General features: G+C 72.0%; 27 protein-coding genes. 18 read left to right on the forward strand and 9 right to left on the reverse strand.

Going from position 1 to position 25,981, the window contains the following annotated elements; genetic code table 11:
* Positions 1-51 precede the first annotated feature (51 nt).
* Positions 52-588 (forward strand): 50S ribosomal protein L17, encoded by a 537-nt coding sequence (gene rplQ / locus AB0C33_RS00190; RefSeq protein WP_352362883.1) that lies wholly within the window; start codon positions 52-54, stop codon positions 586-588.
* 80 nt (positions 589-668) lie between these two features.
* On the forward strand, positions 669-1,547 hold the full coding sequence (truA, locus tag AB0C33_RS00195; protein ID WP_358282140.1) for a tRNA pseudouridine(38-40) synthase TruA: 879 nt from the start codon (positions 669-671) through the stop codon (positions 1,545-1,547).
* On the opposite strand, the gene AB0C33_RS00200 is transcribed toward truA, so the two are convergent.
* From AB0C33_RS00200 to AB0C33_RS00210, 3 genes are all read right to left on the reverse strand, one after another.
* Positions 1,512-3,377: a hypothetical protein gene (locus AB0C33_RS00200; protein ID WP_358282142.1), complete on the reverse strand. Its 1,866-nt coding sequence runs from the start codon at positions 3,375-3,377 to the stop codon at positions 1,512-1,514. The genes truA and AB0C33_RS00200 overlap by 36 nt on opposite strands.
* A 1,738-nt stretch (positions 3,378-5,115) precedes the next feature.
* On the reverse strand, positions 5,116-6,237 hold the full coding sequence (locus tag AB0C33_RS00205) for a hypothetical protein (protein ID WP_358282143.1): 1,122 nt from the start codon (positions 6,235-6,237) through the stop codon (positions 5,116-5,118).
* Between the two features lie 54 nt (positions 6,238-6,291).
* Positions 6,292-7,053 carry a CAP domain-containing protein gene (locus tag AB0C33_RS00210; protein ID WP_358282145.1) on the reverse strand — a complete coding sequence of 254 codons (762 nt, stop codon included), beginning with the start codon at positions 7,051-7,053 and terminating at the stop codon, positions 6,292-6,294.
* Positions 7,054-7,375: 322 nt separating this feature from the next.
* Between AB0C33_RS00210 and rplM the strand changes: the two genes are divergently transcribed.
* The 3 genes from rplM to glmM are packed head-to-tail and all read left to right on the forward strand — an operon-like array spanning position 7,376 to position 9,718.
* Entirely contained in the window at positions 7,376-7,819 is a 444-nt protein-coding gene (rplM, locus tag AB0C33_RS00215) for a 50S ribosomal protein L13 (protein ID WP_352328322.1), read from the forward strand.
* 26 nt (positions 7,820-7,845) lie between these two features.
* Positions 7,846-8,367: a 30S ribosomal protein S9 gene (gene rpsI, locus AB0C33_RS00220; RefSeq protein WP_125644639.1), complete on the forward strand. Its 522-nt coding sequence runs from the start codon at positions 7,846-7,848 to the stop codon at positions 8,365-8,367.
* A gap of 1 nt (position 8,368) precedes the next feature.
* Positions 8,369-9,718 (forward strand): phosphoglucosamine mutase, encoded by a 1,350-nt coding sequence (glmM, locus tag AB0C33_RS00225; protein WP_358282147.1) that lies wholly within the window; start codon positions 8,369-8,371, stop codon positions 9,716-9,718.
* A gap of 43 nt (positions 9,719-9,761) precedes the next feature.
* Here the strand turns inward: glmM and AB0C33_RS00230 are convergent, their stop codons facing one another.
* From AB0C33_RS00230 to AB0C33_RS00250, 5 genes are read right to left on the reverse strand one after another with little or no spacing between them, the layout of a single operon-like run.
* Positions 9,762-10,478: an ABC transporter permease subunit gene (locus AB0C33_RS00230; RefSeq protein WP_358282149.1), complete on the reverse strand. Its 717-nt coding sequence runs from the start codon at positions 10,476-10,478 to the stop codon at positions 9,762-9,764.
* On the reverse strand, positions 10,479-11,393 hold the full coding sequence (locus tag AB0C33_RS00235; protein ID WP_352362865.1) for an ABC transporter ATP-binding protein: 915 nt from the start codon (positions 11,391-11,393) through the stop codon (positions 10,479-10,481). It lies immediately after the preceding gene.
* Positions 11,390-12,244 carry an ABC transporter permease gene (locus AB0C33_RS00240; RefSeq protein WP_358282150.1) on the reverse strand — a complete coding sequence of 285 codons (855 nt, stop codon included), beginning with the start codon at positions 12,242-12,244 and terminating at the stop codon, positions 11,390-11,392. Before AB0C33_RS00240 ends, AB0C33_RS00235 begins: the two co-directional genes overlap by 4 nt.
* Positions 12,237-13,145: an ABC transporter ATP-binding protein gene (locus AB0C33_RS00245; protein WP_352362861.1), complete on the reverse strand. Its 909-nt coding sequence runs from the start codon at positions 13,143-13,145 to the stop codon at positions 12,237-12,239. Before AB0C33_RS00245 ends, AB0C33_RS00240 begins: the two co-directional genes overlap by 8 nt.
* Positions 13,146-13,185: 40 nt before the next feature.
* The gene (locus tag AB0C33_RS00250) at positions 13,186-14,112 is read right to left on the reverse strand and encodes a DUF389 domain-containing protein (RefSeq protein WP_358282151.1); all 927 of its coding nucleotides are present in this window, start codon (positions 14,110-14,112) and stop codon (positions 13,186-13,188) included.
* 63 nt (positions 14,113-14,175) lie between these two features.
* On the opposite strand from AB0C33_RS00250, the gene AB0C33_RS00255 reads away from it, so the two are divergent.
* The gene (locus AB0C33_RS00255) at positions 14,176-14,310 is read left to right on the forward strand and encodes a hypothetical protein (RefSeq protein WP_352318657.1); all 135 of its coding nucleotides are present in this window, start codon (positions 14,176-14,178) and stop codon (positions 14,308-14,310) included.
* On the opposite strand, the gene coaA is transcribed toward AB0C33_RS00255, so the two are convergent.
* The gene (gene coaA, locus AB0C33_RS00260; protein ID WP_352362923.1) at positions 14,282-15,184 is read right to left on the reverse strand and encodes a type I pantothenate kinase; all 903 of its coding nucleotides are present in this window, start codon (positions 15,182-15,184) and stop codon (positions 14,282-14,284) included. The two genes, AB0C33_RS00255 and coaA, sit on opposite strands and share 29 nt — an antisense overlap.
* Positions 15,185-15,389: 205 nt before the next feature.
* Between coaA and AB0C33_RS00265 the strand changes: the two genes are divergently transcribed.
* From AB0C33_RS00265 to tsaD, 12 genes are all read left to right on the forward strand, one after another.
* Positions 15,390-16,793: an alkaline phosphatase PhoX gene (locus tag AB0C33_RS00265; RefSeq protein WP_358282153.1), complete on the forward strand. Its 1,404-nt coding sequence runs from the start codon at positions 15,390-15,392 to the stop codon at positions 16,791-16,793.
* Between the two features lie 13 nt (positions 16,794-16,806).
* The gene (locus AB0C33_RS00270) at positions 16,807-17,157 is read left to right on the forward strand and encodes a holo-ACP synthase (RefSeq protein WP_352318661.1); all 351 of its coding nucleotides are present in this window, start codon (positions 16,807-16,809) and stop codon (positions 17,155-17,157) included.
* Between the two features lie 102 nt (positions 17,158-17,259).
* Complete coding sequence (locus AB0C33_RS00275) at positions 17,260-18,723, forward strand: NAD(P)H-hydrate dehydratase (RefSeq protein WP_358282155.1); 1,464 nt, start codon at positions 17,260-17,262, stop codon at positions 18,721-18,723.
* A gap of 97 nt (positions 18,724-18,820) precedes the next feature.
* A complete protein-coding gene (alr, locus tag AB0C33_RS00280; RefSeq protein ID WP_358283887.1) occupies positions 18,821-19,969 on the forward strand; it encodes an alanine racemase in 1,149 nt (382 codons plus the stop codon).
* 19 nt (positions 19,970-19,988) lie between these two features.
* Entirely contained in the window at positions 19,989-21,041 is a 1,053-nt protein-coding gene (locus AB0C33_RS00285) for an alpha/beta hydrolase (RefSeq protein WP_358282157.1), read from the forward strand.
* On the forward strand, positions 21,041-21,493 hold the full coding sequence (gene tsaE / locus AB0C33_RS00290) for a tRNA (adenosine(37)-N6)-threonylcarbamoyltransferase complex ATPase subunit type 1 TsaE (RefSeq protein WP_352362852.1): 453 nt from the start codon (positions 21,041-21,043) through the stop codon (positions 21,491-21,493). The genes AB0C33_RS00285 and tsaE overlap by 1 nt, the downstream gene beginning before the upstream one ends.
* Before the next feature lie 211 nt (positions 21,494-21,704).
* Positions 21,705-22,355 (forward strand): hypothetical protein, encoded by a 651-nt coding sequence (locus AB0C33_RS00295; RefSeq protein ID WP_358282159.1) that lies wholly within the window; start codon positions 21,705-21,707, stop codon positions 22,353-22,355.
* Positions 22,356-22,358: 3 nt separating this feature from the next.
* Positions 22,359-22,895 carry a class F sortase gene (locus tag AB0C33_RS00300; RefSeq protein ID WP_358282161.1) on the forward strand — a complete coding sequence of 179 codons (537 nt, stop codon included), beginning with the start codon at positions 22,359-22,361 and terminating at the stop codon, positions 22,893-22,895.
* Between the two features lie 10 nt (positions 22,896-22,905).
* On the forward strand, positions 22,906-23,835 hold the full coding sequence (locus AB0C33_RS00305; RefSeq protein WP_358282163.1) for an aminoglycoside phosphotransferase family protein: 930 nt from the start codon (positions 22,906-22,908) through the stop codon (positions 23,833-23,835).
* A 27-nt stretch (positions 23,836-23,862) separates the two neighbouring features.
* Positions 23,863-24,507, forward strand: coding sequence for a tRNA (adenosine(37)-N6)-threonylcarbamoyltransferase complex dimerization subunit type 1 TsaB (gene tsaB, locus AB0C33_RS00310; RefSeq protein ID WP_358282165.1), 645 nt, complete (start codon positions 23,863-23,865; stop codon positions 24,505-24,507).
* 11 nt (positions 24,508-24,518) lie between these two features.
* On the forward strand, positions 24,519-24,950 hold the full coding sequence (gene rimI / locus AB0C33_RS00315) for a ribosomal protein S18-alanine N-acetyltransferase (RefSeq protein WP_358283889.1): 432 nt from the start codon (positions 24,519-24,521) through the stop codon (positions 24,948-24,950).
* Positions 24,943-25,974: a tRNA (adenosine(37)-N6)-threonylcarbamoyltransferase complex transferase subunit TsaD gene (gene tsaD, locus AB0C33_RS00320; protein ID WP_352318676.1), complete on the forward strand. Its 1,032-nt coding sequence runs from the start codon at positions 24,943-24,945 to the stop codon at positions 25,972-25,974. The genes rimI and tsaD overlap by 8 nt, the downstream gene beginning before the upstream one ends.
* Positions 25,975-25,981 lie beyond the last annotated feature (7 nt).

The following is a 25,981-nucleotide window of genomic DNA, read 5'->3' on the forward strand; positions in this document are numbered from 1 at the left end:
GACTCCGGTACCTGGTACGGCCGGGGCGGGTTAACCCAAGAGGAGAAAGCAATGCCCAAGCCCACCAAGGGTGCACGTCTTGGCGGCAGCCCGGCGCACGAGCGGCTGATCCTGGCGAACCTCGCCACGGACCTGTTCCGCCATGGCAAGATCCGCACGACGGTCGCCAAGGCCAAGCGCCTTCGCCCGCTGGCGGAGCGCCTGATCACCAAGGCGAAGAAGGGCGACATCCACAACCGCCGCCAGGTCCTGACCGTGGTCAAGGACAAGGGCGTGGTTCACCACCTGTTCACCGAGATCGCGGTGACGTTCGCCGAGCGTCCGGGTGGTTACACCCGGATCACCAAGATCGGCGCGCGTAAGGGCGACAACGCTCCGATGGCCGTCATCGAGCTGGTGTCCGAGCCGCTGAACGGTGTCACCACCCGCCGTACCGAGGCTCCGGCCGCCGCTGCCGCTCCGGCTCCGGCCGCCGAGGAGACCGAGGCCGCCGAGACCGAGGCCCCCGAGGCCGCCGCCGAGGAGACCCCGGCTGCCGCCGAGGAGGCTCCGGCCGCCGAGGCCGAGGCGAAGAAGGACGAGGCCTGATCTCTCAGGCTGGTTGAATCGGGCCCGGATCCCCTTCGCGGGGGTCCGGGCCCTTTTCCGTGAACGCGAAAGGGACGATCGTGCTACGGCTCCGCCTGGATCTGGCATACGACGGGACCGACTTCTCCGGATGGGCGAGGCAGCCCGGTCGCCGTACGGTCCAGGGTGAGATCGAGCTGGCGCTCACCAGGATCCTGCGCCTGGGCGAGCCCGCCGCGCTGACCGTGGCCGGGCGTACGGACGCGGGCGTGCACGCGCGCGGCCAGGTGGCGCACGTGGATGTGCCGGCCGCGTCGTTGGCCGAGCTCGACGGCAACCGCGGGCCCCTGGAGCTCGATGAGCGGCTCTCTGCGCTCGTCCGGCGGCTGGGTGGGATTCTGCCGCTGGATGTACGCGTTCATCGGGTCTCGGTGGCTTCTGAGGGCTTTGACGCCCGTTTCTCGGCGATGTTCCGGCGGTACGCGTACCGGGTGTGCGACACGGCGGGCGGGGTCGATCCGCTGCGGCGGCACGAGGTGGTCTGGCACAGCCGTCCGCTCGACCTCGACGCCATGAACGAGGCGGCCCGGCGGCTGGTGGGCGAGCACGACTTCGCGGCGTTCTGCAAGAAGCGTGAGGGCGCCACGACGATCAGGGAGCTGCAGCGCCTGGAGTGGACGCGCGAGGCGGACGGCGTGCTGGTGGCCGCCGTCGTGGCGGACGCGTTCTGCCACTCGATGGTCCGGGCGCTGGTGGGCTCGCTGCTGGCCGCGGGCGACGGGCGGCGGCCGGTGGAGTGGCCCGGCCAGGTGCTGACCCGGGCCGTACGGGACTCCGGAGTGCACGTAGCGCCCGCGCACGGGCTGTGCCTGGAGGAGGTGGGCTACCCGGCGGCGGACGAACTCGCCGCGCGGGCCGCCGCCACCCGGCGGGTCCGCACGCTCTCAGCCCTTGGTGACGCGGCGCTCCAGGACGAGTGAGGTCTGGTCCCGGAACGCCCCGCTGACCTTGGCCAGCGTCTTGTCGCCGGCGTCCGGGGTGTGGCCGTCGGCGTGGGTGGCGTAGCTGAAGACGATGTACCTGCCCCACACCAGGCCGGCCGCGTAGCCGCCGGCGATGGACACCCGCTCGCCCCCGCTTCCCTTCGCACCCGGCAGCGCGCGGAACCAGACGTTGCGCGGGAGGTTCTTGGCCAGGTCGGTCTGGACGGCGTCCTCCTTGGTCGGCAGCACCGCGATGCCGGTGGTCACGGCGTAGCGGCGCTTGCTGTCGACGAAGGTGGCCCGGATGATCCGGCTGCACTTCCGCTCGCGCAGCGCGTCGGCGAACGCGCCGGTCGCCGCCTTGTCGCAGCTGGTCTCGGTGTCGGTCTTGACCCTGGTGAACGTCGTGCCGGCGGCGGAGACCTTCTTCTTCGGGAACGCCTCCGTCAGGGACATCTTCTTCGGGTCGGTCTCCTCCGAATTGAGCATGGACGCCCCCGGCACGTCGGCGGGCGGGCTGGTGGTCAGCTCCGAGGTGGGCAGCAGCGTGGGCGGGGCGGGGGTGGCGCCCGCGGTCGTGGCGGCCGGCGGGGCGGTGTTCAGCGCGCGGTAGGCGAAGAAGCCGCCGGTCGCGACGCCGGCCAGGGCCAGGGCGCCGAGGGTCACGAGCAGGGCTCGCTTGCTCTTGCCGCGGGCTGGGGGCGGTGGCGGCGGGATCTGGAACGGGGGCTGCCTGAACGCGCCGGGTGGGAAGGTGGGCGTGCCGTGGGGCGGGGTGGGGAGGTCCAGGGCGGTGCCGGGCCTCTTCGTCCACAGGTCCTGGTTGAAGGGCAGGTCGGGGAGTCTGTCCTGGGTGGGGGACGGGTCCTGACGCGGCTCTGGTGAAGGCTGGGGTTCGGCCTGCCTGTCGTCCTGGCCCTGTTCTGCTGGGTGGGTGGTCTGTGCGGGCGCGTCGGGAGAGTGGCCGGTTGCGCGTTGCGTCGCCTCGTCTGGCATTTCGTCCGGGTGCCTGTCCTCCGGGCGCTTCTCCTCGGCGGGGGGCATGGGGGGCCATACGGGGACGTCGCCCGGCTCCGGGGGGCGGCCCGTCGGGTTGGTCCGGTGGGGCTCGGCGTAGTGGGCCGTCCGCATGGGGCCGGTGGGCTCCTCGCGGGGGTCGGACGCGCGCATGCCCTGAGGCGGGGTGTCCAGGGCTGCCGGGTCGTGCTCCTCGTGGGGAGGGGCCGGGGTGGCGTGCTGCTGGACCGTTGCGGCGGCGTCGCGCTTGGCGGCCTCGGGGTCGAAGTAGTGGGCCGCCTTGGGGATGCCGCCCGGGCGGGTGGCATCGGGGTCGTACGAACCGGCATCGGGGTCGTATGACCCGGCATCGGGCCCGTATGAACCGGCGTCCGGCTCGTATGAACCGGCCTCGGGGGCGAGGCGTCCGGCGTCGGGGCCGAACTGTGCGGGCTTGGAACCGAACCGTGCGGCGTCAGGGCCGTCGTGTGGTGCGGCGTCCGGGGTGTCGAGGGCGTCGGCGGGGTACGGCGGGTGGCTGGGGGCGTACGGGGCGGCGTCCTGGTCGTACGGCGTGGCGGGGTCGTACGACGTGGCGGGGTCGTGGGGGAACGCCGGTGCGGTGGCGTTCGGGTCGGCGGGCACGCCGGTGGCGGCGGTGCCGGTGGGGGCGGTGCCGGTGCCGGTCGCGGCGGTCGACGGGGTGACCGGCAGCTCTGTGGGGCGGCCGGCCTGGGTGGTGGGGAATCGGGCGGTGGGGTCGCCGAGGGCCGGGTCGTCGGTGTCCGGTTCGGCTACGAGTTCGCCCGTGGCGGCGGGCCAGGGGGGCATGACGTGCGGGTCGGCGACCGGGGCGGGCCACACCTGAAGGCCCGCGGCGGCGGCCGTGAACGCCGGCGGCGGCTCCCACGGCGGCGCACCCGGTACGACCGGCCCTGGCTGCTCCCACGGCGGCACAGCCGGCGCGGCCGACTGGCCTCGCCAGGCGGGAGAGTCTTCCTCCGGGACGGCGGCCCACTGGCCGGGAGCAGGGGTCCAGGAGGCGTCGTCCTCCGGCTGCGGACCCCGGGTGGCGTTCTCCGCGGGCTGCGGACCCCGGCTAATGTCGTTTTCGGGTTGTGGGCTCCAGAGGGCGCCAGCTTCCGGCTGTGGGCCCACGGCGGGGTTGCCCCCTTGGTGCTGGCTCCAGCTGGCGTCGTTCCCGGGCTGTGGGCCCCAGGTGGCTTCGGTGGCGTTTCTGGGGGTCCAGGAGGCTTGGTCGGGGGCTTGGGGGGCCCAGGCGGGTGTGTCGGTGGTGCCTGCGCCCGGTCCGGTCTCGGTGGACGGCCTGGGGCCCCAGCCGGCTTCGGTTGGGGTGCCGAGGGGGCGTCCGGGGTCGGTGACGGCTCTGGGCGGCGAGGCGGCCTGGTCGGGGGATTGGGGGGCCCAGGCGGGCTGGGCCGACGATCGGGACGGCTCGCCGGCTGCGTCGGAGATCTGGGGGGCCCAGGCGGGCCTCGTCGGGGCGTCAACAGCCCACTCGGGGGCATCGGCAATCCCTGCGGGGTCGGAAGCCGAGACGGGCGTTCCGGGCATGTGGGACGTGGAGGCAGGCGTTCCCGAGGCGCCGGGGGCGGAGGTGGGGGCTCCCGGGTTGGGGCCGGGGGCCGGTGTGCCGGGGATGCCGGAACCGGAGGCCGCGGGGCCCGAGGCCGGGGCGGGGGCGGCGCCGGTGGGAGCGGGGGGAGCGCCGGTGGGGGTGTTCGGCGTGCCGGTCGGCCAGGGGCCGGTGTCTCTGCGGGGGACCCGTATGGCGGCGACGGTGTCTTCGTCGATTCTCGGGCCCTGGGGGGCGCCGGCCTCGGGAGGCGCGAAGGGGGCGCCGGTGGTGGGGACGGGCGCGCCGTAGGGGGCGTGATGCCCAGGGACGTTGAAGGGGCCAGAAGCTTCGGAGGAGCCCCCCGCGCGGTGGCCGGAGGTCGCGGGAAGGGCACTGGGCCCGGAGGCGGCGCTTGGGGCCGCGGGCCCGGAGGCGGCGTTTGGGGCCGCGGGCCCGGAGGCGGCGCCTGGCGAGCGAAGCCCGGAGGACGCGCCCGGGGCATGGGTCCCGGAGGAGGCGACTGGGGCGCCGGGCTCTGAGGAGGGGCCTGGGGTGCCGAAGGGGGTGCTGATGGAGGGGTGGGGAGCGGAGGCGGGGGAGGGCGGGGATGGTGGAGCGGTGGTGTCGGGGGCGTCGTCGGCGAACCAGTCGTAGGGGGCCGAGTCGTCGTCGGCCACCTCCCACGGCTGTACGCCGGCGGACGTCTCCTCGGGCTCCGGTGGAGTGCCACCTGGAACCCGCGTCTCGTCGCCGGTCGGCTCACCTGACGGAGAGAACGCCGACGGGACGCCGCTGCCGATGCGGCCGAAACTCGGCGGCGGCATCGGTGATGCGGTCGTACGGTCGGCTTCCCTGCGATCGTGCTCAGACCCGGGTTCCTGGCCACGCATAGGGCGAGCCTAGCGAGAGTAGCGAGATCGTTATGTCGGTATGGGGGTTCCCCACGGGATCCGCTGCCCTCTTTGGGGGGTTATCGGGCGGGATGCCGGTTCAGCTGAGCGCGCTCCCCGTCATCGAACGGTTGTCCAGAGCCTTGAAGACGGTCGCGTCGCTGAGGTCCTTGATGGCTTCGAGGATGCGCTTCGATTCCTTCTTGTCCGGCTTGCTGCCGTCCTTGTTCTGGAACCACACCATGATCGCGTAGTGGCCGTGGGTCGAGATCTTGGCGCCGCCGCTGCCCGAGCCGAGCATCTTGGTGACGCTGTCCTTGCCGGCCAGCGGCTTGACGTAGTTGCTCGCGTCGCCGACCTTGGCCACCTTGCTGGCGGTGCCGCTCGTCTTGAGGTTGGCCACGCCGATCGTGCCGATCACCTTGCCGGACTTGTCGCGGAAGCTGGCCCGGAGGAGCTGGGTGCACTTGCCTGACTTGAGCGCCTTCTGGAGCTTGTCGCCCAGGGCGCCGTCGGTGCACTTCTTGTCCTTGCTGGTGACCGTCATCTCGTACGAGCGGCCCGAGACGTTGATCTTCTTGGTCGAGCCGAAGATCTCCTTGACCGTGATCGGGTCGGGGTCGGTCTTGCGCTCGGCGGCGAAGCCGTACTTGCCGGGCGGGGCAGAGGGGAGCGGCGCGGAGGTCCTGGTGGGAGCGCCGGCCTCGGCGGTGCTGGGGCCGTCCGCGTTCCACATCAGCGCCAGGCCGCCGCCGAGCAGGCCCAGCAGCAGGACGCCGCCGATCGCGAAGTACAGCGGGGCGCGCGAGCGCCGGCCCTCGTCGTAGGGGCTCCAGCCGACCCGGCTCTGCTGCGGCTGCGGCGACTGCTCGGACTCCGCCGCCTGCCCTGACTGGCCCGGCTGGCCCGACTGGCCCGGCTGTCCCGACTGCGCCGACTGCTCGGACTGCGACGAATACGGCGGCTGACCGAACGACCCCGACTGACCGAACGACCCGGACTGACCGAACGACCCGGACTGCCCGAACGGCCCCGGCTGGCCGGGCTGCTCGGGCGGCAGGAACTGGCCGGTGCGGGCGGACTGCGGCGGCTGCGAAGGCCCGGGGAACGGAGACTGCGAGGACGGAGACTGCGAGGACGGCGGCTGCGGGAACGGAGACTGCTGAGTGGTCTCGCTCTCGGCGGCGCGCTCCCTGCGCAAACGGCGGGGACCGCTGTCCATGCCACGTTCCTCATTGCCGTTGGAAACCATGCGGAGACATTACCGTGATGTTCGTCATTGAGTTCCGAAGTCCTGGGTCCACCATGGGCCGTCCGGTCCGGCGGCGACGCCGACGCCGATGGCCTTGAGGGTGCAGTCCAGGATGTTCCTGCGATGGTCGCGGCTGTCCAGCCAGCCGCGTACGGCCTGCTCGGGCGTGCTGTAGCCGTTGCCGATGTTCTCGGCGGCGCCCCAGTGGTAGCCGGCGCGGTCCATGCGGTCCCAGGGCGAGGCGCCGTCGGGGGAGTTGTGGGCGAGCTGCCCGCTGCGCGCCATCTCCAGCGAGTGCTCGCGCGCCGAGCGTCCCAGCCTGCCGTCCACCCGCAGCGGCCCGCAGCCGTGCTCGGCGCGGGCGGCGTTGGTGAGCGTGACGACCCGGGCGGCCATGCCGGGGATCACCTTGGCCTGGTCGCCGCCGCCGGTGAACACCTGGGTGGGGTCGTCCGCGGCGTCGAAGCCGGCGATCTGCCCTTCGGGGGTCTTCGTGGGCCTCGGGGTGGACCTGCCGCGCGGCGTCCTGACCGTGCTGGCCTGTCGCGGGATGCGGTCCAGCTCGGGCCGGGCCTTCTGCCCTGCGGTGGGCGCGGGACGCGCGGTGGCCGCGGCCGGCGGGGCGGTCTCGTTGAGGTAGATGTGGGCGGTGGGCTCGACGTCGTCGGACAGCCGGCCGAGCAGCACGCCGGTGAACAGCGCGGCCATCAGGCAGGCCAGCACGCCCAGGCTGTTCCGGCGCCGCGCGCCCCGCTGGGTTTGCCGGGTGTGAGAGTTCCGCCACATACCGCAGCTAACGATAGAGATGTCGGGTACAGGGAAAGAAGGGATCCCAGGGAAACGAAATGGAACCGTTCTGCTGTCAGGTAGACTCGTGCAGGGTTACCGGTTTTTTGACCTGCGCGCCGATAGGCGGGTAACCTAATCGTTCGTTGTGTGCATAGGTCCAGCGTGACCGATGCGCGGCGCGTCCGGCGTCATCTCCCATCGTCAAGCCCATCGGGCTCGGGAGACGGAAGGTCCGGGCTGCCGTGTGCCCGCACCGACCGACCCATGTAGCTGTCGCATCCGACAGCGCCGAAGACGCGAGCAAAAGAAGGCTACGACCGTGCGCACGTACTCACCGAAGCCCGCCGACGTCCAGCGTCAGTGGTACGTCATCGACGCGACCGATGTCGTGCTGGGCCGGCTGGCCAGCCACGTCGCGAACCTGCTCCGCGGCAAGCACAAGCCGATCTTCGCCAACCACGTCGACACCGGTGACTTCGTCATCGTCATCAACGCCGACAAGATTGCGCTGAGCGGTAACAAGCGTGAGCAGAAGAAGGCGTACCGTCACTCGGGCTACCCGGGCGGTCTGCGTTCCGTCACCTATGGCGAGCTCATGGACAAGCGGCCGGAGAAGGCCGTCGAGAAGGCCGTCAAGGGCATGCTGCCGAAGAACTCCCTCGGCCGGAAGATGGCCAAGAAGCTGAAGGTCTACGCGGGTTCCGACCACCCGCACCAGGCCCAGCAGCCGGTGCAGTTCCAGATCACCCAGATCGCCCAGTAGTAGTTCGAAAGAGTTAGAGGAGAACCGTGGCTGAGCCCACCGGTGTCGAGACGGTCGTCGAGACCGAGCTGGAGGAATTCTCCGGCGAGGACTTCCCGTCCGAGTACACCACCGAGTCCGCTGCCAGCGCTGACGCGCCCGTGCGCAAGCCCGTCACCACGGGTAACTCGTACGGCACCGGTCGCCGCAAGGAGGCGATCGCCCGCGTGCGCATCGTCCCCGGCACCGGCAAGTGGACGATCAACGGTCGTTCGCTGGACGTCTACTTCCCGAACAAGGTCCACCAGCAGATCGTCAACGAGCCCTTCGTGGTCCTCGGCGCCGAAGAGGCGTTCGACGTCATCGCGCGCATCGACGGCGGCGGCGTCACCGGTCAGGCCGGCGCGCTGCGCATGGGCCTGTCCCGCGCCCTGGCGATCCTGGACGTCGACGTCAACCGCCCGCCGCTGAAGAAGGCCGGCTTCCTCACCCGTGACGCCCGCGCCACGGAGCGGAAGAAGTACGGCCTCAAGAAGGCCCGCAAGGCTCCGCAGTACAGCAAGCGCTAAATTGGCGCGCCTTTTCGGCACCGACGGGGTACGTGGGGTCGCTGGTCGCGACCTCACGGCCGAGCTCGCCATGGACCTGTCCGTGGCGGCCGCCCATGTACTCGGTGATGCGGGCGCGTTCGCGGCCACGGGACGTCGTCCCGTGGCCGTCGTGGGCCGGGACCCGCGAGCCTCCGGGGAGTTCCTGGAGGCCGCAGTGGTCGCCGGCCTCGCGGCGTCCGGAGTGGATGTGCTGCGCCTCGGCGTGCTGCCCACCCCGGCCGTCGCCCATCTCACCGCCGCGCTCGGCGCCGACCTCGGCGTCATGCTGTCCGCCTCGCACAACGCGGCGCCGGACAACGGCATCAAGTTCCTGGCCAGGGGCGGCTTCAAGCTGTCCGACGCGGTCGAGGACGAGATCGAGCGCCGGCTCGGTGAGAGCTGGTCCTTCCCCGTCGGTTCGGGGGTCGGCCGCGTGCGCGACGCGTACGGCGAGGCCGACCGCTACATCTCGCACGTCCTGACCACGATGACCGCCGCGCTCGACGGCCTGCACGTCGTGGTCGACTGCGCGCACGGCGCCGCCCACATGGTCGCGCCCGAGGCGCTGGTGCGGGCGGGCGCCCGGGTCGAGGCCATCGGCGCCAGACCCGACGGGCTCAACATCAACGCCGGGCACGGCTCCACTCACCTGGACAAGCTCCAGCAGATAGTCGTGTCCAGGGGCGCCGATCTGGGCGTGGCCTACGACGGCGACGCCGACCGCTGCCTGGCGGTCGACCACACCGGCACGGTCGTCGACGGCGACCAGATCATGGCGGTGCTCGCCGCCGCCATGCACGGCGACGGCCTGCTGTCCAAGGACACCGTGGTCGCGACCGTCATGTCCAACCTGGGCTTCAAGCTGGCGATGCGCGAGAGCGGCATCACCGTGATCGAGACCGCGGTCGGCGACCGTTACGTCCTCGAACGCATGAAGTCCGACGGGTTCAACCTGGGCGGCGAGCAGTCCGGCCACGTCATCATGCTCGACCACGCCACCACGGGCGACGGCCTGCTCACCTCGCTCCACCTGCTGGGCGTGGTGGCCAAGTCGGGCGTCCCGCTGAAGGAGCTGGCCTCGGTGATGACCCCGCTGCCGCAGATCCTGATCAACGTCAAGGACGTCGACAAGGGCAAGGCGTCGGTGCCCGAGCTCATCGCCGCCGTGGCCGAGGCCGAGGCGGAGCTGGGGGAGACCGGCCGGGTGCTGATCCGGCCGAGCGGCACCGAGCCGATGATCCGGGTGATGGTGGAGGCCGCCTCCGAGGAGCACGCCAACCAGGTGGCGGGCCGCCTGGCCGACGTGGTCCGTACGGCCTGCGCCTCCTGACGCGCCTGGGCGGGTACGGCCTCGCGCCGTACCCGCCGGGCCGCTACTCGTCGCCGGTGAGGGCGAACGCCCGCAGCCTGCGGCCGGCCCAGAAGACCGCGCCCACGGTCACGACGACCAGCGCCGGCACGGCGAAGCCCATCGCGACCTTCGCCCCCAGGAAGGGCGAGTCGGAGATCTGGTCGGCGATGGCCATGGCCCACGCCTGGATGGAGAACTTGCCCGCCCCCTCGATGACGTTCACCACGGTGACCTCCCAGACGAGAGCGTAGATGACGCCGATCGTGACCGCGTGCTTGGTCACGACCCCGAGGAGCAGGAAGAGCGCGGCGTAGGCGATGCCGGCGATCAGGGCGCCGAGGGCGAAGCCGGCCGCGATGCCGTCCTCGCCGCCCACCAGGATCCAGGCCGCCACGTACGTCGGCAGGGCCCCGAACACGGCCATGAGCGAGGCCGCCACCCCGAACTTGGTCAGGGCGATCACGGGCCTGGAGATGGGCTTGGACATCAGGTGGATGACGGTGCCGTCGTCGATCTCCGGTGCGATGACGCCGGTGCCCGCGATGACCCCCAGCAGCGGCAGCATCGCCTGGACGGCGAACTTCTGCATCAGGTCCACGGCCAGCTTCTGGTCGGCGCCGGTCGCCACGCGCAGCAGCACGGCCAGGGCGATCAGGGCCAGCGGGAGCAGCAGGAGCAGGATGATGCGGCGACGCCCGAGCAGTGAGCGGTACGTGATGCCCGCGACCACGGTGTTCATTCAGGTGCTCCTGTTGATCAGGTAGGCGAAGACGCTCTCCAGGTCCTCGTCGGCGGGGGAGACCTGGTGCAGGCGCACACCCTCGTCGCGGGCGACGCGGGGGAGCAGCCGGGCGAAGCGCCGCAACTCGGTCGCCTGGACCTCCAGGCCGTCCGGGCGGAGCGTGATGCCGCCGGCCGACTCGTCGCGGATCAGGGCCGCGGCGAGCTTCCTGTCGTCGCTGGACCGGATGACGAACAGGTGGGGCCGGTCGGTCATCAGGCGTCTGATCTCGCGGAAGTTGCCCGAGGCGGCGTGCCGGCCGGACACCAGGACCTCGATGTGCTGGGCGACCCGCTCGACCTCCTCCAGGATGTGCGAGCTGAACAGGATCGTCTTGCCCGCGGTGCCCATGGCGCGGATGAGGTCCATCAGGTGGAGGCGCTGGCGCGGGTCCATGCCGTTGAACGGCTCGTCGAGCAGCAGCACGGCCGGGTCGTGGACGAGGGCGGCGGCCACCTTGACCCGCTGGCGCATGCCCTTGGAGTACGTCTCCACCCGGCGGTCCTTCGGCTCCTCCATCTCGACCGTGGCCAGGGCCTTGCGAGCGGCCTCGACGGGGTCGGGGAGGCCGTGCAGGCGGGCGGCGGACAGGACGAACTGCCAGCCGGTGAGGAAGCCGTACACGCCCTCACGTTCCGGGACCAGGCCGATATTTCGGTAGATGTGGTGGTTCTTCCAGACCTGGGTGCCGTCCAGCGTGACAGAGCCGCCGGACGGCGCCAGGAACCCGGCCATCATGTGCAGCAACGTCGACTTGCCCGCGCCGTTGGGCCCGAGCAGGCCGGTGACGCCGGGGCCGATCGTCATGGTCACGTCGTTGACCGCCACCACGTTGCCGTACCAGCGGGACACCTGGGAGAGCTCGATCTTCATCGCGAGGCCGCCTTCCTGTAGCGCAGCGCGAGAGCGGCCAGGCCGACGCCGATCAGCACCACCAGGATCGCCGCCGAGGCGGGACCGTTCGGGTACGGGCCGTCGGCGTGGGACGGGGTGCCGAACAGCCACGACTGCACCGAGTCGACCAGCCAGAACGGGTTCATCAACCAGGCCCAGGCGGCCCCCGACTCGTTCCCGGTGTTGAGCATCGTGCCGTAGAGCAGCGGCACCGACGCCGAGGACAGCAGGTAGACCGTGATCACCGAGGCCACCCCCAGCCCGCGCCGCGGCGTGAACGAGGCGAGGGCCAGGCCGAACGCGGACAGCAGCAGCGCCAGCACCAGCGCCATGAGCAGCGCGCCGAAGTACTCGCCGGTGGCGGGCGGCCCCGGCATGTCCACGACCAGCTCGCCGATCCACAGCAGCGTCAGGGGCCCGCCGACCAGCAGGAACAGTGCGGCGGTCATCGCGATCACCTTGGCGGTCACGTACTGGAAGACCGAGATCGGCCGCGACAGGTACAGGGGCAGCACACGGTGGCGCAGGTCGGGGGCGACGACCGTGGGGGCCTGGGAGGCCAGGAAGATGGCCACCACGGCCTGCAGGAGGACGGCGAATCCGCTGTAGGGGACGAGACGCTGCTTGGCCAGCGCCATGGACGCGATCGACACCACCATGGGCAGCAGCATGATGACGACCAGCGCGAACGGCACGATCTTGCTGCGCGCCGGACGGCCGAGGCCGAAGATGCCGCGCAGGCTGTGGACGGTGAGCGCGCGGGTGGCGTACGCGCCGCCCATGCGGGGGCCGTCGTAGTGCCGGTAGCCGATGTCGTAGATCTCAGACATTGGCCGCCTCCTCCCTGAAGACGTCCTCGATGCGGTGGCGTCCCTGTTCGAGGCGGATCAGGCACAGGTCGAGGTCGACGGCGGCGTCGCGGACGGCGTCGTAGGTCTCGGGCCCGAGCACCTTGACCACCAGCAGGCGGCCCTGCTGGGAGACGGTCTGGCCGGTCTCGGTCAGGCGCCGGGCCAGGGGCTCCAGGCCGTCCTCGACCTCGACCGTGACGGTCTGGGTGGCCTGGGTGAACTCCGAGATCGCCGACGAGCGCAGCAGCCGGCCGCCGTCGATGACGATCACGTGGTCGCAGATGCGTTCCAGCTCGCCCAGCAGGTGGGAGGTGACCAGCACGCTGATGCCGAACTCGGTGCCGATGCGCCTGATCAGCGTCAGCATCTCGTCGCGGCCGCGCGGGTCGAGCCCGTTGGTGGGCTCGTCCAGGAAGACGAGCTTGGGGTCGTGCACGAGAGCCTGGGCCAGCTTGACCCGCTGTTTCATGCCGGTGGAGTAGCCGCCGATCGGGCGGTAGCGCTCTTCGGCCAGGCCCACGTGGCGCAGCACGTCGGCGGCGCGCTCGCGGGCGGCCGTGCGCGGCAGCCCGGAGATCCTGGCGAGGTGGACGACCAGCTCGGTCGCGGAGACGTCGGGAGGGAGGCATTCGTGCTCGGGCATGTAGCCGACGAGCCGGCGGATCTCGGCGCCCTGCGCGGTCACGTCGAGGTCGAGCACCCGCGCGGCGCCCTGGCTGGGCGGCAGCAGGCCGAGCAGCATCTTGATCAGTGTCGACTTGCCCGCGCCGTTCGCCCCCACCAGCCCGGTGACGCCGGATCCCACGGTCACCGTGAGCCCGTCGACCGCGGTGACGGTGGGGAAACGTTTGGTCAGCCCCTCGGTGGCGAGGATGTGCATGTGGCGGACCCTACCGGGCGCGGGGTGGGCCTGGCCTCGTTCACACGGATGAACGTTGTCCTACTTGAGGCCAGAATTTCCGCTGGACCACGAGCGTGGCGGTGCCCGAGATGACCATGCCGAGGATGTTCACCGCGAGCTGCGAGACCGACCCCGCGACCTCCGCCCAGTCGCCGAGCCCCAGCGCGACGGCGAGGTAGCCGGCCGCCGGGACCGTGGTGACCGAGATGAACACGCCGATCAGCGCCGAGGACTTGCCCGCCGTCACCGACAGGACCCCCGCCGCCCCCGCCAGCAGCGCCACGATGAATGACCACTTGTCCGGCTTGACGATGAACTGCACCTCCGCGTTCACCTTCAGGTTGCCGATGTCGATCCAGCCCAGCCAGTTGGAGACCAGCGCGCAGGCGAAGGTGATGGCGATGGCCACGGTGAAGCCGATGACCAGCGTCCGCAGAGCGGTGGTGATCAGGCGTCCGCGCCGGCCCAGCAGGCCGAAGCAGATCGCGGCGATCGCGCCGAACTCCGGGCCGAGCACCATCGCGCCGACGATCAGGATGGGCGAGTTCTGCAGCACGCCGATGCCCGCGAGCTGCGTCGCGATGGCCAGGAACGCCAGGTAGGCCCAGGTGATGCGGGAGTCGCTGGAGACCTTGTGGGCCAGTTCCTCCCACACCACCGCGTCGTCGGGATCGCCGGGCGCCTCCTCGACCGCCGCCGTGGCGGCCCTGGACAGCGACAGGTCCACCTGCTCGATGGCGATCGAGCCGACGTCCTCCACCCACTTGAGCCGGCTGATCACCTCGTTGGCCGCCTCGCGGGCGGCGTCGCAGAGGACGACGTCGCCCGCCGGCTCGCGGGCCGCCCCGGGCAGCACGATGACGTTGGTGACGCCCGTGCACTCCTGCAACAGCGCGACGGCCTCGTCGGTGCGGTCGGCAGGGATGATCAGTCGGAGATGCAGCACTCCGCCATTGTTGTCCATCGGACATTGACGTCGCGTTGACCGCCGTACGCGAGGCTGCCTCACATGACTCGCTTCAGATGCCACGATCACGGTGAGGACTGCTGGTTCGCCGACATCGACGACCAGGAGTGCGCGGGCCGGTTCGCCGCCTATGTCTTCGACGAGGTGTTCAGGTCCGGCGAAGCCGTACCCGCCTGACCGCGTGGTCGGCGCCCTTCTGCAGGACGAGGTCGGCGCGTCCCCTGGTGGGGGCGATGTTCTCGACCAGGTTGCGCTCGTTGATGTCGCGCCAGACGTTGACCGCGAAGTCCGTGGCCTGCTCGTAGGTGAGCTCGGCGATGTACTTGAAGTAGGACTTCGGGTCCTCGAAGGCCGTGCGGCGCAGCTTGTGGAACCGTTCGACGTACCAGGTGCGGATGTCCTCGACCTTGGCGTCCACGTAGATGGAGAAGTCGAAGTAGTCGTTGACGGCCAGGGACGTGGGCGGGGCGGGCTGGAGGACGTTCAGCCCCTCGATGATCAAGATGTCTGGATTTTTCACGACCTGGCGGGCGCCGGGGACGATGTCGTACTCCAGATGGCTGTAGACCGGCGCGTACACCTCGGGAGCGCCCGCCTTGACCTCCGCCACGAACCTGACCAGCGCGCGCCGGTCGTAGCTCTCCGGGAAGCCCTTGCGCTGCATGATGCCCTTGGCCTCCAGCACCGCGTTGGGGTAGAGGAAGCTGTCGGTGGTGATCAGCTCCACGTGCGGGTGCTCGGGCCAGCGGGCCAGCAGGGTGTGCAGCAGCCGCGCCGTGGTCGACTTGCCGACCGCGACGCTCCCGGCGATGCCCAGGATGTACGGCACGCGCGTCCCCGCGTCGCCGAGGAAGGCGCTCAGCACGCTGCTGCGCTGCTTGGACCCGGTGAAGTGCAGGTTGAGCAGCCGGGTCAGGGGGAGATAGATGTCGGTGACCTCGGTGAGGTCGATGGGGTCATCGACGCCGCGCAGGTCTTCCAGCTCGTCTGCGGTGAGAGTCAAGGGCGTGTTCTTGCGGAGCTCGCTCCACTGCTCCCTGCTCAGTTCCACGTAGCCGTTGTTCACCTAGGCAGCGTAGCGATGGGGGACAAATGCGATCATGGGCGGGTGGCGCGCGGCGGACATCCACAGCCTGTGGATAAAAACGTGGGATTACCAAAGCATGATTCCGGGAAGAAAGACCGGTCCTGACGATCCGGGCGTGCCGGAACCGGCGGGCGGCTACTGTTCCGGACGTAGCCTCCCGGGAGGTCTTGTGGATCGCCGTCGCTTCCTCGCCAACGTGCTGGCCGTGGCCGGGCCCTTCACCGGGGTCGCCTGCGCCGGGGCCAGGGGCGGCGTCCGGCCCGCCGTCGGCTACGGGCCGCTGCGACCGGTCGCCGACCTGCGTGACGGCAAGGTGCGCCTGCACCTTCCCGACGGTTTCCGGTACCGCTCGTTCAGCGCCGCGGGCGAGAAGTTCACCGACGGCTCCACCGTCCCCGGCCGGCACGACGGCATGGCGGCCTTCAGCGGCCCCAAGGGCAGCACGATCCTCGTACGCAACCACGAGGTCACCGGCCCGGTCGGCGCGTTCGGCGACAAGGAGACCGCCTACGACCCGGCGGCCGGCGGCGGCACCTCGACCCTGCACGTCACCCGCCACGGCGAGGTGCTCAGCAGCGGCCCCTCGCTCAACGGCACCATGACCAACTGCTCCGGCGGCCCGATGCCCTGGCGGGCCTGGGTGAGCTGCGAGGAGACGGTCAACGGCCCCGACGTGGGCGACGACCCGTCCGGGAACGACAACACCAAGCTCAGGCGCAGGCACGGCTACCTGTTCGAGGTGCCGGTCGGCGGGGTCGCGAGCGCGCGCCCGATCAGGTCGGCCGGCCGCTTCCCGCACGAGTCGGCCGCCTTCGACCCCGCCGCCGGGGCCGTCTACCTCACCGAGGACAACTTCTCCTTCCCCTCCGGCTTCTACCGCTACCTGCCGCCCAAGCACCCGATGCGGGAGGGCCGGCTGCTCGACGGCGGCCGGTTGCAGATGCTCGCCGTCGCCGGCGTCGAGCGCGCCGACCTGTCGCGCGGGCAGCGGGCGGGGGCCTCCTACGCCACGCGCTGGGTGGACATCGACGAGCCCGACCCCCGCTTCACCGGCAGGCCGCCGTACGAGGAGGCCGTCCAGGCGGTCGGCCGGCAGGGGCGCGCGGGCGGCGCGGCGATCTTCGCCAGGCTGGAGGGCGCGGTCTTCCACCAGGGCGTGGTGTACTTCGTCTCCACCCAGGGCGGAGCCACCGCGCCGGGCGACCGGCCGCCTCCCGGCTTCGGCGACGGGCGGGGCCAGGTGTGGGCGTACGAGACGTGGAGCGGGCGGCTGCGGCTGGTCTACGAGTCGCCGCGCTCGTCGGCGCTCGACCTGCCCGACAACGTGACCGTCAGCCGGCGCGGCACGCTGGTGCTCTGCGAGGACGGCGACGGCGACAACTTCCTGCGCGGCCTCACCAGGACGGGCGAGATCTTCGACTTCTGCCGCCTGCAGCCGATCCCGGGCGATCCGGGCGCCGAGTTCGCCGGCTCGACGTTCGGGCCGGGCGGCCAGACGCTCTACGTCAACGTCCAGGCCGTCCAGGGGCGGTCGTTCGCCATCTGGGGGCCGTGGGAGCGCGGCCTGTTCTGAGTAGCCTGGGACGATGATCCTGGGTATCGGAGTGGACATCGTCGACATCGCCCGCTTCGAGGCGGCTCTCGAACGTACACCGCAGCTGCGCGAGCGGCTGTTCACCGACCTCGAACGGCCGCTGCCGGCGCACTCGCTGGCCGCCAGGTTCGCCGCCAAGGAGGCCGTGGCCAAGGCGCTCGGCGCGCCCAGGGGGCTCGGGCACCTGGAGGCCGAGGTGCGCTGCGACGAGCTGGGCAAGCCCGAGCTGCACGTGTCGGGCAAGGTCGCCGAGGTGGCCTACGGCCTCGGGGTCAAGCGCTGGCACCTGTCGCTCAGCCATGACGGGGGCGTCGCCGTGGCCTATGTGATCGCGGAGGGATAGTTTCGGATCATGCGCGCCAGGGAGTGCCCTCGCGTGGAGCAGCGACCGGAGCGGGGGAAGGCGGCGGCATATGGCGACCGAGCAGCCGAACGGAGTGAGGCCATGAAGACCGCCTACACCGCCGACCAGATCCGGGACGCCGAGCGCACGCTGATGGCGCGCCTGCCCGAGGGCGCCCTCATGCAGCGGGCCGCCCACGGTCTCGCCGCCGCCTGCGCCGACCTGCTGGGCCGGGTGTACGGCGCCCGCGTCGTGCTGCTGGTCGGCAGCGGCGACAACGGCGGCGACGCCCTCTACGCCGGCGAGCGCCTGGCCCGCCGGGGAGCCCGGGTCGAGGCGGTCCTGGCAGGCGCCAAGACGCACGAGGGCGGCCTGCGCGCCTTCCTCGACGCCGGAGGCCGCGTGGCCGGCCCGTCAGCGGTCCAGGAGGTCCAGGACGCCGACCTGATCGTGGACGGGCTGGTGGGCATCGGGGCCGCGGGCGCGCTGCGCGAGCCGTACGCCCGGCTGGCCGAGGAGGCGAACGCGGCCCACGGCACGATCGTCGCGGTCGACGTGCCGAGCGGCGTCGAGGCGAGCACCGGGCGGGTCGCGGGCGCGGCGGTGCGGGCGCGGGTGACGGTGACGATGGGGGCCTGCAAGACGGGGCTGCTGGTCGATCCGGGCGCCGCGCACACGGGCCGGGTCGAGCTGGTCGACATCGGGCTCGGCCCCTTCCTGCCCGACCCCGACGTCGCGGCGCTGACCCGCGCGGACGTGGAGGACCTGCTGCCCAGGCCCGGCAACGAGTCCGACAAATACCGCAGGGGCGTGCTCGGGGTGGCCGCGGGCAGCGACCTGTACACCGGTGCGGCCGTGCTGGCCGTGGGCGGCGCGCTGCGGGCGGGCGCGGGCCTGGTCCGCTACGCGGGCACCCACGAGCCGGTCCAGCAGGTGCGCGCCCATTGGCCGGAAGCGGTGATCACGCCGCTCGACCGGCCGTCCGTCGAGGACGTGGGCCGCGTCCAGGCGTGGCTGCTCGGGCCGGGGCTCGGCACCGGCGACTGGGCGCACGAGCTGGCCGCCCGCGTGCTGGCCTCGGACGTCCCGGTGCTGATCGACGCCGACGGGCTCACCCTGGTGGCCCGCGACCGGTCGTTGCTGCGCAGGCGGGCGCCCGTGCTGATCACGCCGCACGCGGGCGAGCTGTCGCGGCTGATCGGCGTGAGCCGCGACGACATCGAGGCCGCCCGGCTGGAGCACGCCCGCCGGGCCGCGGCCGAGCTGGGCGTGACCGTGCTGCTCAAGGGCTCGACCACGGTGGTGGCCGAGGAGGCCAGGCCGGTCCGCGTCAACGGGACCGGCACGTCGTGGCTGGCCACCGGAGGCACCGGCGACGTGCTGTCGGGCGTGGCGGGCGCGCTGCTGGCCCAGGGGTTGTGCTGTTACGACGCGGGCTCGGTCGGCGCGTACGTGCACGGGCTGGCCGGCCGGCTGGCCGCCCGCGGCGCCCCGCTCACCGCGGCCGGGGTGGCGGCGGCCGTCCCGGAGGCCATCCGGTCCGTCCACGGCGAACCCCGTCGCTGAGGCCGTCCACTCCGTCCACGGCGAACCCGTCGCTGAGCGGCGCGAACCGCGCTCGACCACCCGTCTGAGCTGCCACACTGGAGAGATGTACTCCTCGATGGCCACCCCCGCCGAGGCGCGGGTCGACCTGTCCGCGATCCGGCACAACGTGGCCCTGCTCAAGGAGCGGGCGGGCGGCGCCGAGCTGATGGGGGCCGTCAAGGCCGACGCCTACGGCCACGGGCTGGTGCCCTCGGCCAGGGCCGTCCTTGAGGGCGGCGCGTCCAGGCTGGGCACGGCCTTCGTCGCCGAGGCGCTGGCGCTGCGCGAGGGCGGCGTCACCGCGCCCGTCCTGGCCTGGCTGATCACCCCCGGCGAGCCCCTCGACCGGGCGGTGGCACAGGACGTCGAGCTGTCGGCCGCCCACGAGGGCCTGCTCGACGAGATCGCGGCCGCCGCCCGCCGCGTGGGCCGTCCGGCCAAGCTGCACCTGGAGGCCGACACCGGCATGAGCAGGGGCGGCGCGCCGCTGGCCGCCTGGCCGGGCCTGCTGAGCAGGGCGCTCGCGCTGCGGGCGGAGGGCGTCGTCGAGATCGTCGGCCTGTGGTCCCACTTCGCCTGCGCCGACCTGCCCGGCCATCCCTCGGTCGAGCAGCAGCTGGAGGCGTTCGAGAGCGCGCTGAAGCAGGCCGAGCAGGCGGGCGCCGCCGGGTCGTCGGTGATCAGGCACCTGGCCAACTCGGCCGCCGTCATGACCCTGCCGGCCGCCCGCTTCGACCTGGTCAGGCCGGGCATCGCCATGTACGGCCTGAGCCCCGTCCCCGAGCTGGGCGACTTCGGGCTGCGTCCGGCCATGACCCTGACGGCCAGGATCGCGCTCGTCAAGCGGGTCCCGCAGGAGTCGGGCGTCTCCTACGGTCACCTCTACGTCACCGACCACGAGACCACCCTCGGCCTCGTGCCGCTCGGCTACGCCGACGGCATACTCCGGCACGCGTCGGGAAGAGCCGAGGTGCTGGCGGGCGGGCGCCGCCGGAAAGTGGCGGGCCGGGTGTGCATGGACCAGTTCGTGATCGACGTCGGCGACGACCCCTTGTCGCCGGGCGACGAGGTGGTGCTGTTCGGTCCCGGCGACGGGGGCGAGCCGACCGCCCAGGAATGGGCGGATACCCTCGGCACGATCACGCATGAGATCGTGACCAGGATCGGTTCCCGGGTGCCACGGGTCCACCAGCATGTGACGGCGGGCACTCCGGAGCGGCCATGAGCGGAGAAGGATCGGGGACATGACGACGACAACACGGCGGCGCAGGGTCGGAATCGCCGGCGCGATCGTCGGAGCGGCGTCGGCCGGTGTCGCGGCGGCGGCTCTGGCCAAGCGCTACGCGGTCGGCCGGATCAGGCTGCGGCACGACGAGGAGGCCAGCGAGCCGTTCGGCGAGCTGCGCGGCAGGGAGCGCACGCTCGTCACCTCCGACGGGGTGGCGCTCCACGTCGAGATCGACGGCCCCGAGGACGCGCCGCTGACGATCGTGATGTGCCACGGCTACTGCCTCAACCTCGAATCGTGGCACTACCAGCGCAAGGACCTGCGCGAGAACTACCGCCTGGTGCTGTGGGACATCCGCTCCCACGGCCGCTCGCAGCGCGTGACGGCCGACGACAGCACCATCGACCGGCTGGGCCAGGACCTCGCCGAGGTGATCGAGGAGTTCGTGCCCGGCCCGTGCGTGGTGGTCGGCCACTCGATGGGCGGCATGACGATCATGGCGCTCGCCGACAGCCACCCTGAGCTGTTCGGCACGAAGATCCGGGCGGTCGCGCTCGTCGCGACCTCGGCGGGCAAGCTGGCCGAGCTGACGCTGGGGCTGCCGGCGATGGTGTCCAAGGCCGTGCACAAGGTCGCGCCGTCCACGGTGTCGCTGCTGGGCAGGAAGGGCGCGCTGGTCGACAGGACCAGGCACGCGGGCAGCGACATCGCGTTCCTGATCACCCGCTACATGGGCTTCGGCGACTCCGCGAACGTGAGCCCGACCGTGGTCGACTTCGCCGAGTCGATGATCAGGCAGACCCCCACCGAGGTGTTCGCCGCCTTCTACCCGGCCCTGATGAACCACGACAAGTTGTCCGCGCTGCACGTCCTCGACCCGGTCCCGACCGCCATCGTCTACGGCGAGCGCGACTGGCTGACCCCGCCCGACCACAGCAGGGCCATCGCGGCGGCGCTGCCCAAGGCGCAGGTCACCGAGATCCCCGACACCTCCCACCTGATCCAGCTGGAGCGCCCGGGGATCGTCAACGACGCGCTGCGCGACCTGATCAAGCGAGTGGAGTTGTAGTGCGACTGGCGACAGCGGAGGACATGCGGGCCTACGGCGCCCGCCTGGCGGCCCACCTGCGGCCCGGCGACCTGATCGTGCTGTCCGGGCCGCTCGGCGCGGGCAAGACCACGCTCGTCCAGGGCATCGCCGAAGGTCTCAAGGTACGCGGGCCGATCACCTCGCCCACCTTCGTGATCGCCAGGGTGCACCCGTCGCTGCGGCAGGGCCCGCCCCTGGTGCACGCCGACGCCTACCGGCTCGGCGGCGACCTGGAGGTCGACGACCTCGACCTCGACGCCTCGCTGGAGGAGTCGGTCACCGTGGTCGAGTGGGGCGAGGGCCTGGTCGAGGGGCTGGCCGAAGACCGGCTGGAGATTCACATCGACCGGGAGACCGGCGACGACGCCCGCCTGGTGACCCTGCGCGGGGTGGGCGACCGGTGGGCCGACACGCCGTCTGATCCGGCCTAAGGCTAAAACCTCCGTCAATTTCCGGCAAAGCTGTCACCCTTGACGTACCTGACCGATGACATAAATCATGATCGTTGGTCAGGGATTTGCCCAGAATTTCTGGGTATCAGGAGGGGCGACATCCACATTTTTGGTGGATGCTGGGTGCAAGACGGCAAAGTGGGGTGCGGCGGTGCTCAGGGTCAGGCGAGTCGCGTACGCGGGTGCCATCATGGTGGTCGGGCTGACCGGGTGTGCGGCCTCGGCCGAGACCACACCGACAGGCACACCGACGGCCACAGCCACGACGTCCACCACCGCTACCACGACGACCACCGCCACGGCCACGACCACCGCGACCGCCCCGCCCACCAAGAGGCCGAGCATCGCGGTCCAGGTCAACCCCGACCGGGTCACCGCGGGGGAGACGTCCAAGGTGTGGATCCTGGCCAACTGCCCGCTGCCGTCCGGCGGACCGGCCCACACCGGCACCGCGACCTCGCGGGCGTTCCTCAACGGCGTCCCGCTCAACCCCGTGCCGGCCGGGTCGGCCACGCCGACCGCGACCAGCAGCCCGGCGAACGGCTCGCCCTGGGTCCGCGGCGAGGCGACGGTCTCCGGCACGGTCAAGCGCGGCTCGTACACCGTCGACGTCAAGTGCGACGGCACCAACGACGTCGGCAAGGCCACGCTCAAGGTGGCCAGGGCCGAGGCCGACCCGACCGGCGTGCCCACCAAGGCGCCCAAGGCGGGCGGCGGCGGCACCTTCGGCCGTGACGTCGACGACGAGTCCTCGTTCCCGCTCGGTCCGGCCGGCGCGCTGGTGGCCCTGGTCCTCGTCGGCGGCGCGGTCGTGATGGTCAAGCGGCGCAGCCGGGCTTGATCGATGGCACGTCCAGGACGGGTGGTGCTCGCGGGCGCCGTCACGGGCCTGCTGCTGGTCGCCTTCGGCAAGAGCATGCAGAACTCCTCCACCCCGGCGGCGAGCGTGGTGCCCAAGAGCATCGACATCCCGTCGCTCGACCTTGAGGCCCCGCTGATGAAGCTCGGGCTGAGCAAGGACGGCGAGGTCGAGCTGCCGCCGTACGAGAAGCCGAAGGTGGCCGGCTGGTACAGCGGCAGCGCGGTGCCCGGCGAGAAGGGCGCCTCGGTGATCATCGGCCACGTCGACACCAAGACCGCCCCGGCCGTGTTCTACAAGCTCAGGCAGTTACGCAAGGGCGAGACCGTCAAGGTGGAGCGCAGCGACGGCAAGGTCGTCAGCTTCAAGGTGGACGCCATCGAGCAGGTCTCCAAGGACCACTTCCCCGCCCGGCGGGTGTACGTCGACGACGGGCTCAAACTCGTCACCTGCGGCGGTAAGTTCGACTACGCCAGAGGCGAATATGTCGACAACATCATCGTCTACGCGTCCCGAGCCTGATCATGGAACGATGAGCACTGACCTCAACCCGCCGGCGTCCGGCGCCCGCGTGCCCTGGCTGGAGGTCCACCCGCTGGTGCGCGAGGCGGTCGAGGGCTTCCTCGGCGGCCGCGTCGTGGAGGCCGTCACCCAGGAGGGCGGCTTCTCCCCGGCGGCCGCGGTGCGCCTGCGGACCGACGACGGCCGGCGCGCGTTCGTCAAGGCCGTCGGCCCCGAGCCCAACCCCGACAGCGTGCGCATCTACCGCTCCGAGCTCAGGAACGCCGCCGCGCTCCCCGAGTCGGTCCCCGCGCCGAAGCTGCTGACGGCGTTCGAGCTGGAGGGCTGGGTCGCCCTGGTCTTCGAGGACGTCGAGGCCGCGCACCCCGAGATGCCGTGGCGGCGCGACGAGCTCGACCGGGTCGTCACGGCCCTGAAGGAGATGTCCGCCGCGCTCACCCCGGCGCCGATCGAGGCCCGCACGATCGGCGAGGTCTTGGGCGACTCCTTCCAGGGGTGGCGCAGGCTGCTCGGCGAGGACACCGCGGGGCTCGACCCGTGGGCGCTGCGCCACCTGCCCGAGCTGGCCGAGCTGGAGTCCGGCTGGGAGATCGCGGCGGCCGGCGACACCCTCGTCCACGCCGACCTGCGGGCCGACAACATCCTGCTCACGCCCGACCGCGTCTACGTGGTGGACTGGCCGTGGGCCTGCCTGGCCGCGCCCTGGTACGACCAGGTGGCCATGCTGCCGTCGGTCGGCATGCAGGGCGGGCCCGCGCCCCACGAGCTGTTCGACGATCCCGACCCGGCGGTCACCGCGGTCGTCGCGGCCCAGACCGGCTACTTCGTCCGGAACGGCCGGCTGCCCGATCCGCCCGGGCTGCCCACGCTCAGGGCGTTCCAGCGGGCGCAGGGAGTGGTCGCGCTGGAGTGGCTGAAACGACGTACCGGCTGGGTGTGACCCGTCCGGCGGGTAGGCTAAACAGTCGTGCTGGTCCTGGCCCTTGATACCGCGACGCCCGCCGTCACCGCCGCCCTCCACGACGGTGAGCGGGTGCTCGCCGAGTCCACGACGATCGACGCCCGCCGCCACGGCGAGCTGCTCGTCCCCACCATCGAACGCGTGCTGACCGAGTCGGGCGCCGCCCTGCGCGACGTGACGGCCGTCGTCGCGGGCAGCGGCCCCGGGCCCTACACGGGCCTGCGCGTCGGGCTGATGACCGCCCAGGGGCTCGCGACGACGCTCGCCGTGCCCGCGTACGGCATCTGCACCCTCGACGCGGTCGCCTACGGCAGCGGGCTCGGCGAGCCGTTCCTGGTCGCCACCGACGCCCGGCGCAAGGAGGTGTTCTGGGCGCGCTACCAGGACATGCGCACCCGTGCCGACGGCCCGTTCGTCGACCGGCCCGCCGACGTGCCCGTCGAGGGCCTGCCGGTCGTGGGCGCCGGCGCCGGCCTCTACCCCGACGTCCTGGGCCGCCACGACGCCCCGCCCTACCCCTACGCGGGCGCGCTGGCCGCGCTGGCCGCCGAGCGGCTGGCCGCGGGCGTCCCGCTCGACCCGCCGCGGCCCATCTACCTGCGCCGGCCCGACGCCGTGGTGCCGGGCGCGCCCAAGAGGGTGACGGCGTGAGACTGCGGCCGATGACCCAGGCCGACCTGCCCGCGGTCATGGCGATCGAGCAGGCCACGTTCCCGCTCGACGCGTGGAGCGAGGGCATGATGCGCGGCGAGCTGGCCGACATGCCGCGTTCGCGCCACTACGTGGTGGCCCTGGCCGACGACGAGATCGTCGGCTACAGCGGCATCGCGGTCGCGTCCGACCAGGCCGACGTGCAGACCATCGCCGTGCTGGAGAAGCACCAGGGCACCGGCATCGGCAGCGCGATGCTGACCGAGCTGCTGGCCGAGGCGCGGCGCAGGGGCGCGCGCGAGATCTTCCTGGAGGTACGCGCCGACAACCCGCGCGCCCAGGCGGTCTACCGGCATTTCGAGTTCGAGGAGATCGGCATCCGCCGCCGCTACTACGACGACGGCACCGACGCGATCATGATGAGAAGGAAGCTGGATGGCTGACGCACCCCTGGTCCTGGGCATCGAGACGTCGTGCGACGAGACCGGCATCGGCATCGTCAGAGGCCACACGCTCCTCGCCAACACCATCGCCTCCAGCATGGACGAGCACGCCCGATACGGCGGCGTGGTGCCCGAGGTCGCCTCCCGCGCCCACCTGGAGGCCATGACGCCCACGGTCGAGGCGGCGCTGGCCGAGGCGGGGCTCAAGTTCTCCGACATCGACGCCATCGCCGTCACCGCCGGGCCCGGCCTGGCCGGGGCGCTGCTGGTGGGCGTGGCCGCCGCCAAGTCGTACGCGCTGGGCCTCGGCGTGCCGCTCTACGGCGTCAACCACCTGGCCGCCCATGTGGCCGTCGACCAGCTCGAACACGGGCCGCTGCCCAAGCCGTGCATCGCCATGCTGGTCTCCGGCGGCCACTCCTCGCTGCTGCTGGTGCCCGACGTGGCCGAAGACGTCATCTCGCTCGGCTCGACCGTCGACGACGCGGCCGGCGAGGCGTTCGACAAGGTGGCCCGGGTGCTCGGGCTGCCCTTCCCCGGCGGCCCGCACATCGACCGGGCCGCCCGCGAGGGCTCCGGCACGGCCGTCACCTTCCCCCGGGGCAAGATCGACGACGGCACGCTCGACTTCTCCTTCTCCGGGCTCAAGACGGCCGTCGCCCGCTGGGTCGAGGCGCGTGAGGCGTCCGGGCAGTCGATCCACGTGCCCGACGTGGCCGCCTCCTTCCAGGAGGCCGTGGTCGACGTGCTGACCCGCAAGGCGTTGCAGGCGTGCAAGAAGTACGACGTGCACGACCTGCTGATCGGCGGCGGCGTGGCGGCCAACTCGCGGCTGCGGGCGCTGGCCCAGGAGCGCTGCGACGCGGCGGGCGTGCGGCTGCGGGTGCCCCGGCCGGGGCTGTGCACCGACAACGGGGCCATGGTCGCCGCCCTGGGGTCCGACCTGGTGGCGGCGGGGGTCACCCCCTCGACCCTGGAGATCCCGGCGGACTCGTCGCTGCCGATCACGACGGTCCACGTCTGAGCCCTGG

Source organism: Nonomuraea sp. NPDC048881 (assembly GCF_040649795.1).
In the GTDB taxonomy this organism is placed as follows: domain Bacteria; phylum Actinomycetota; class Actinomycetes; order Streptosporangiales; family Streptosporangiaceae; genus Nonomuraea.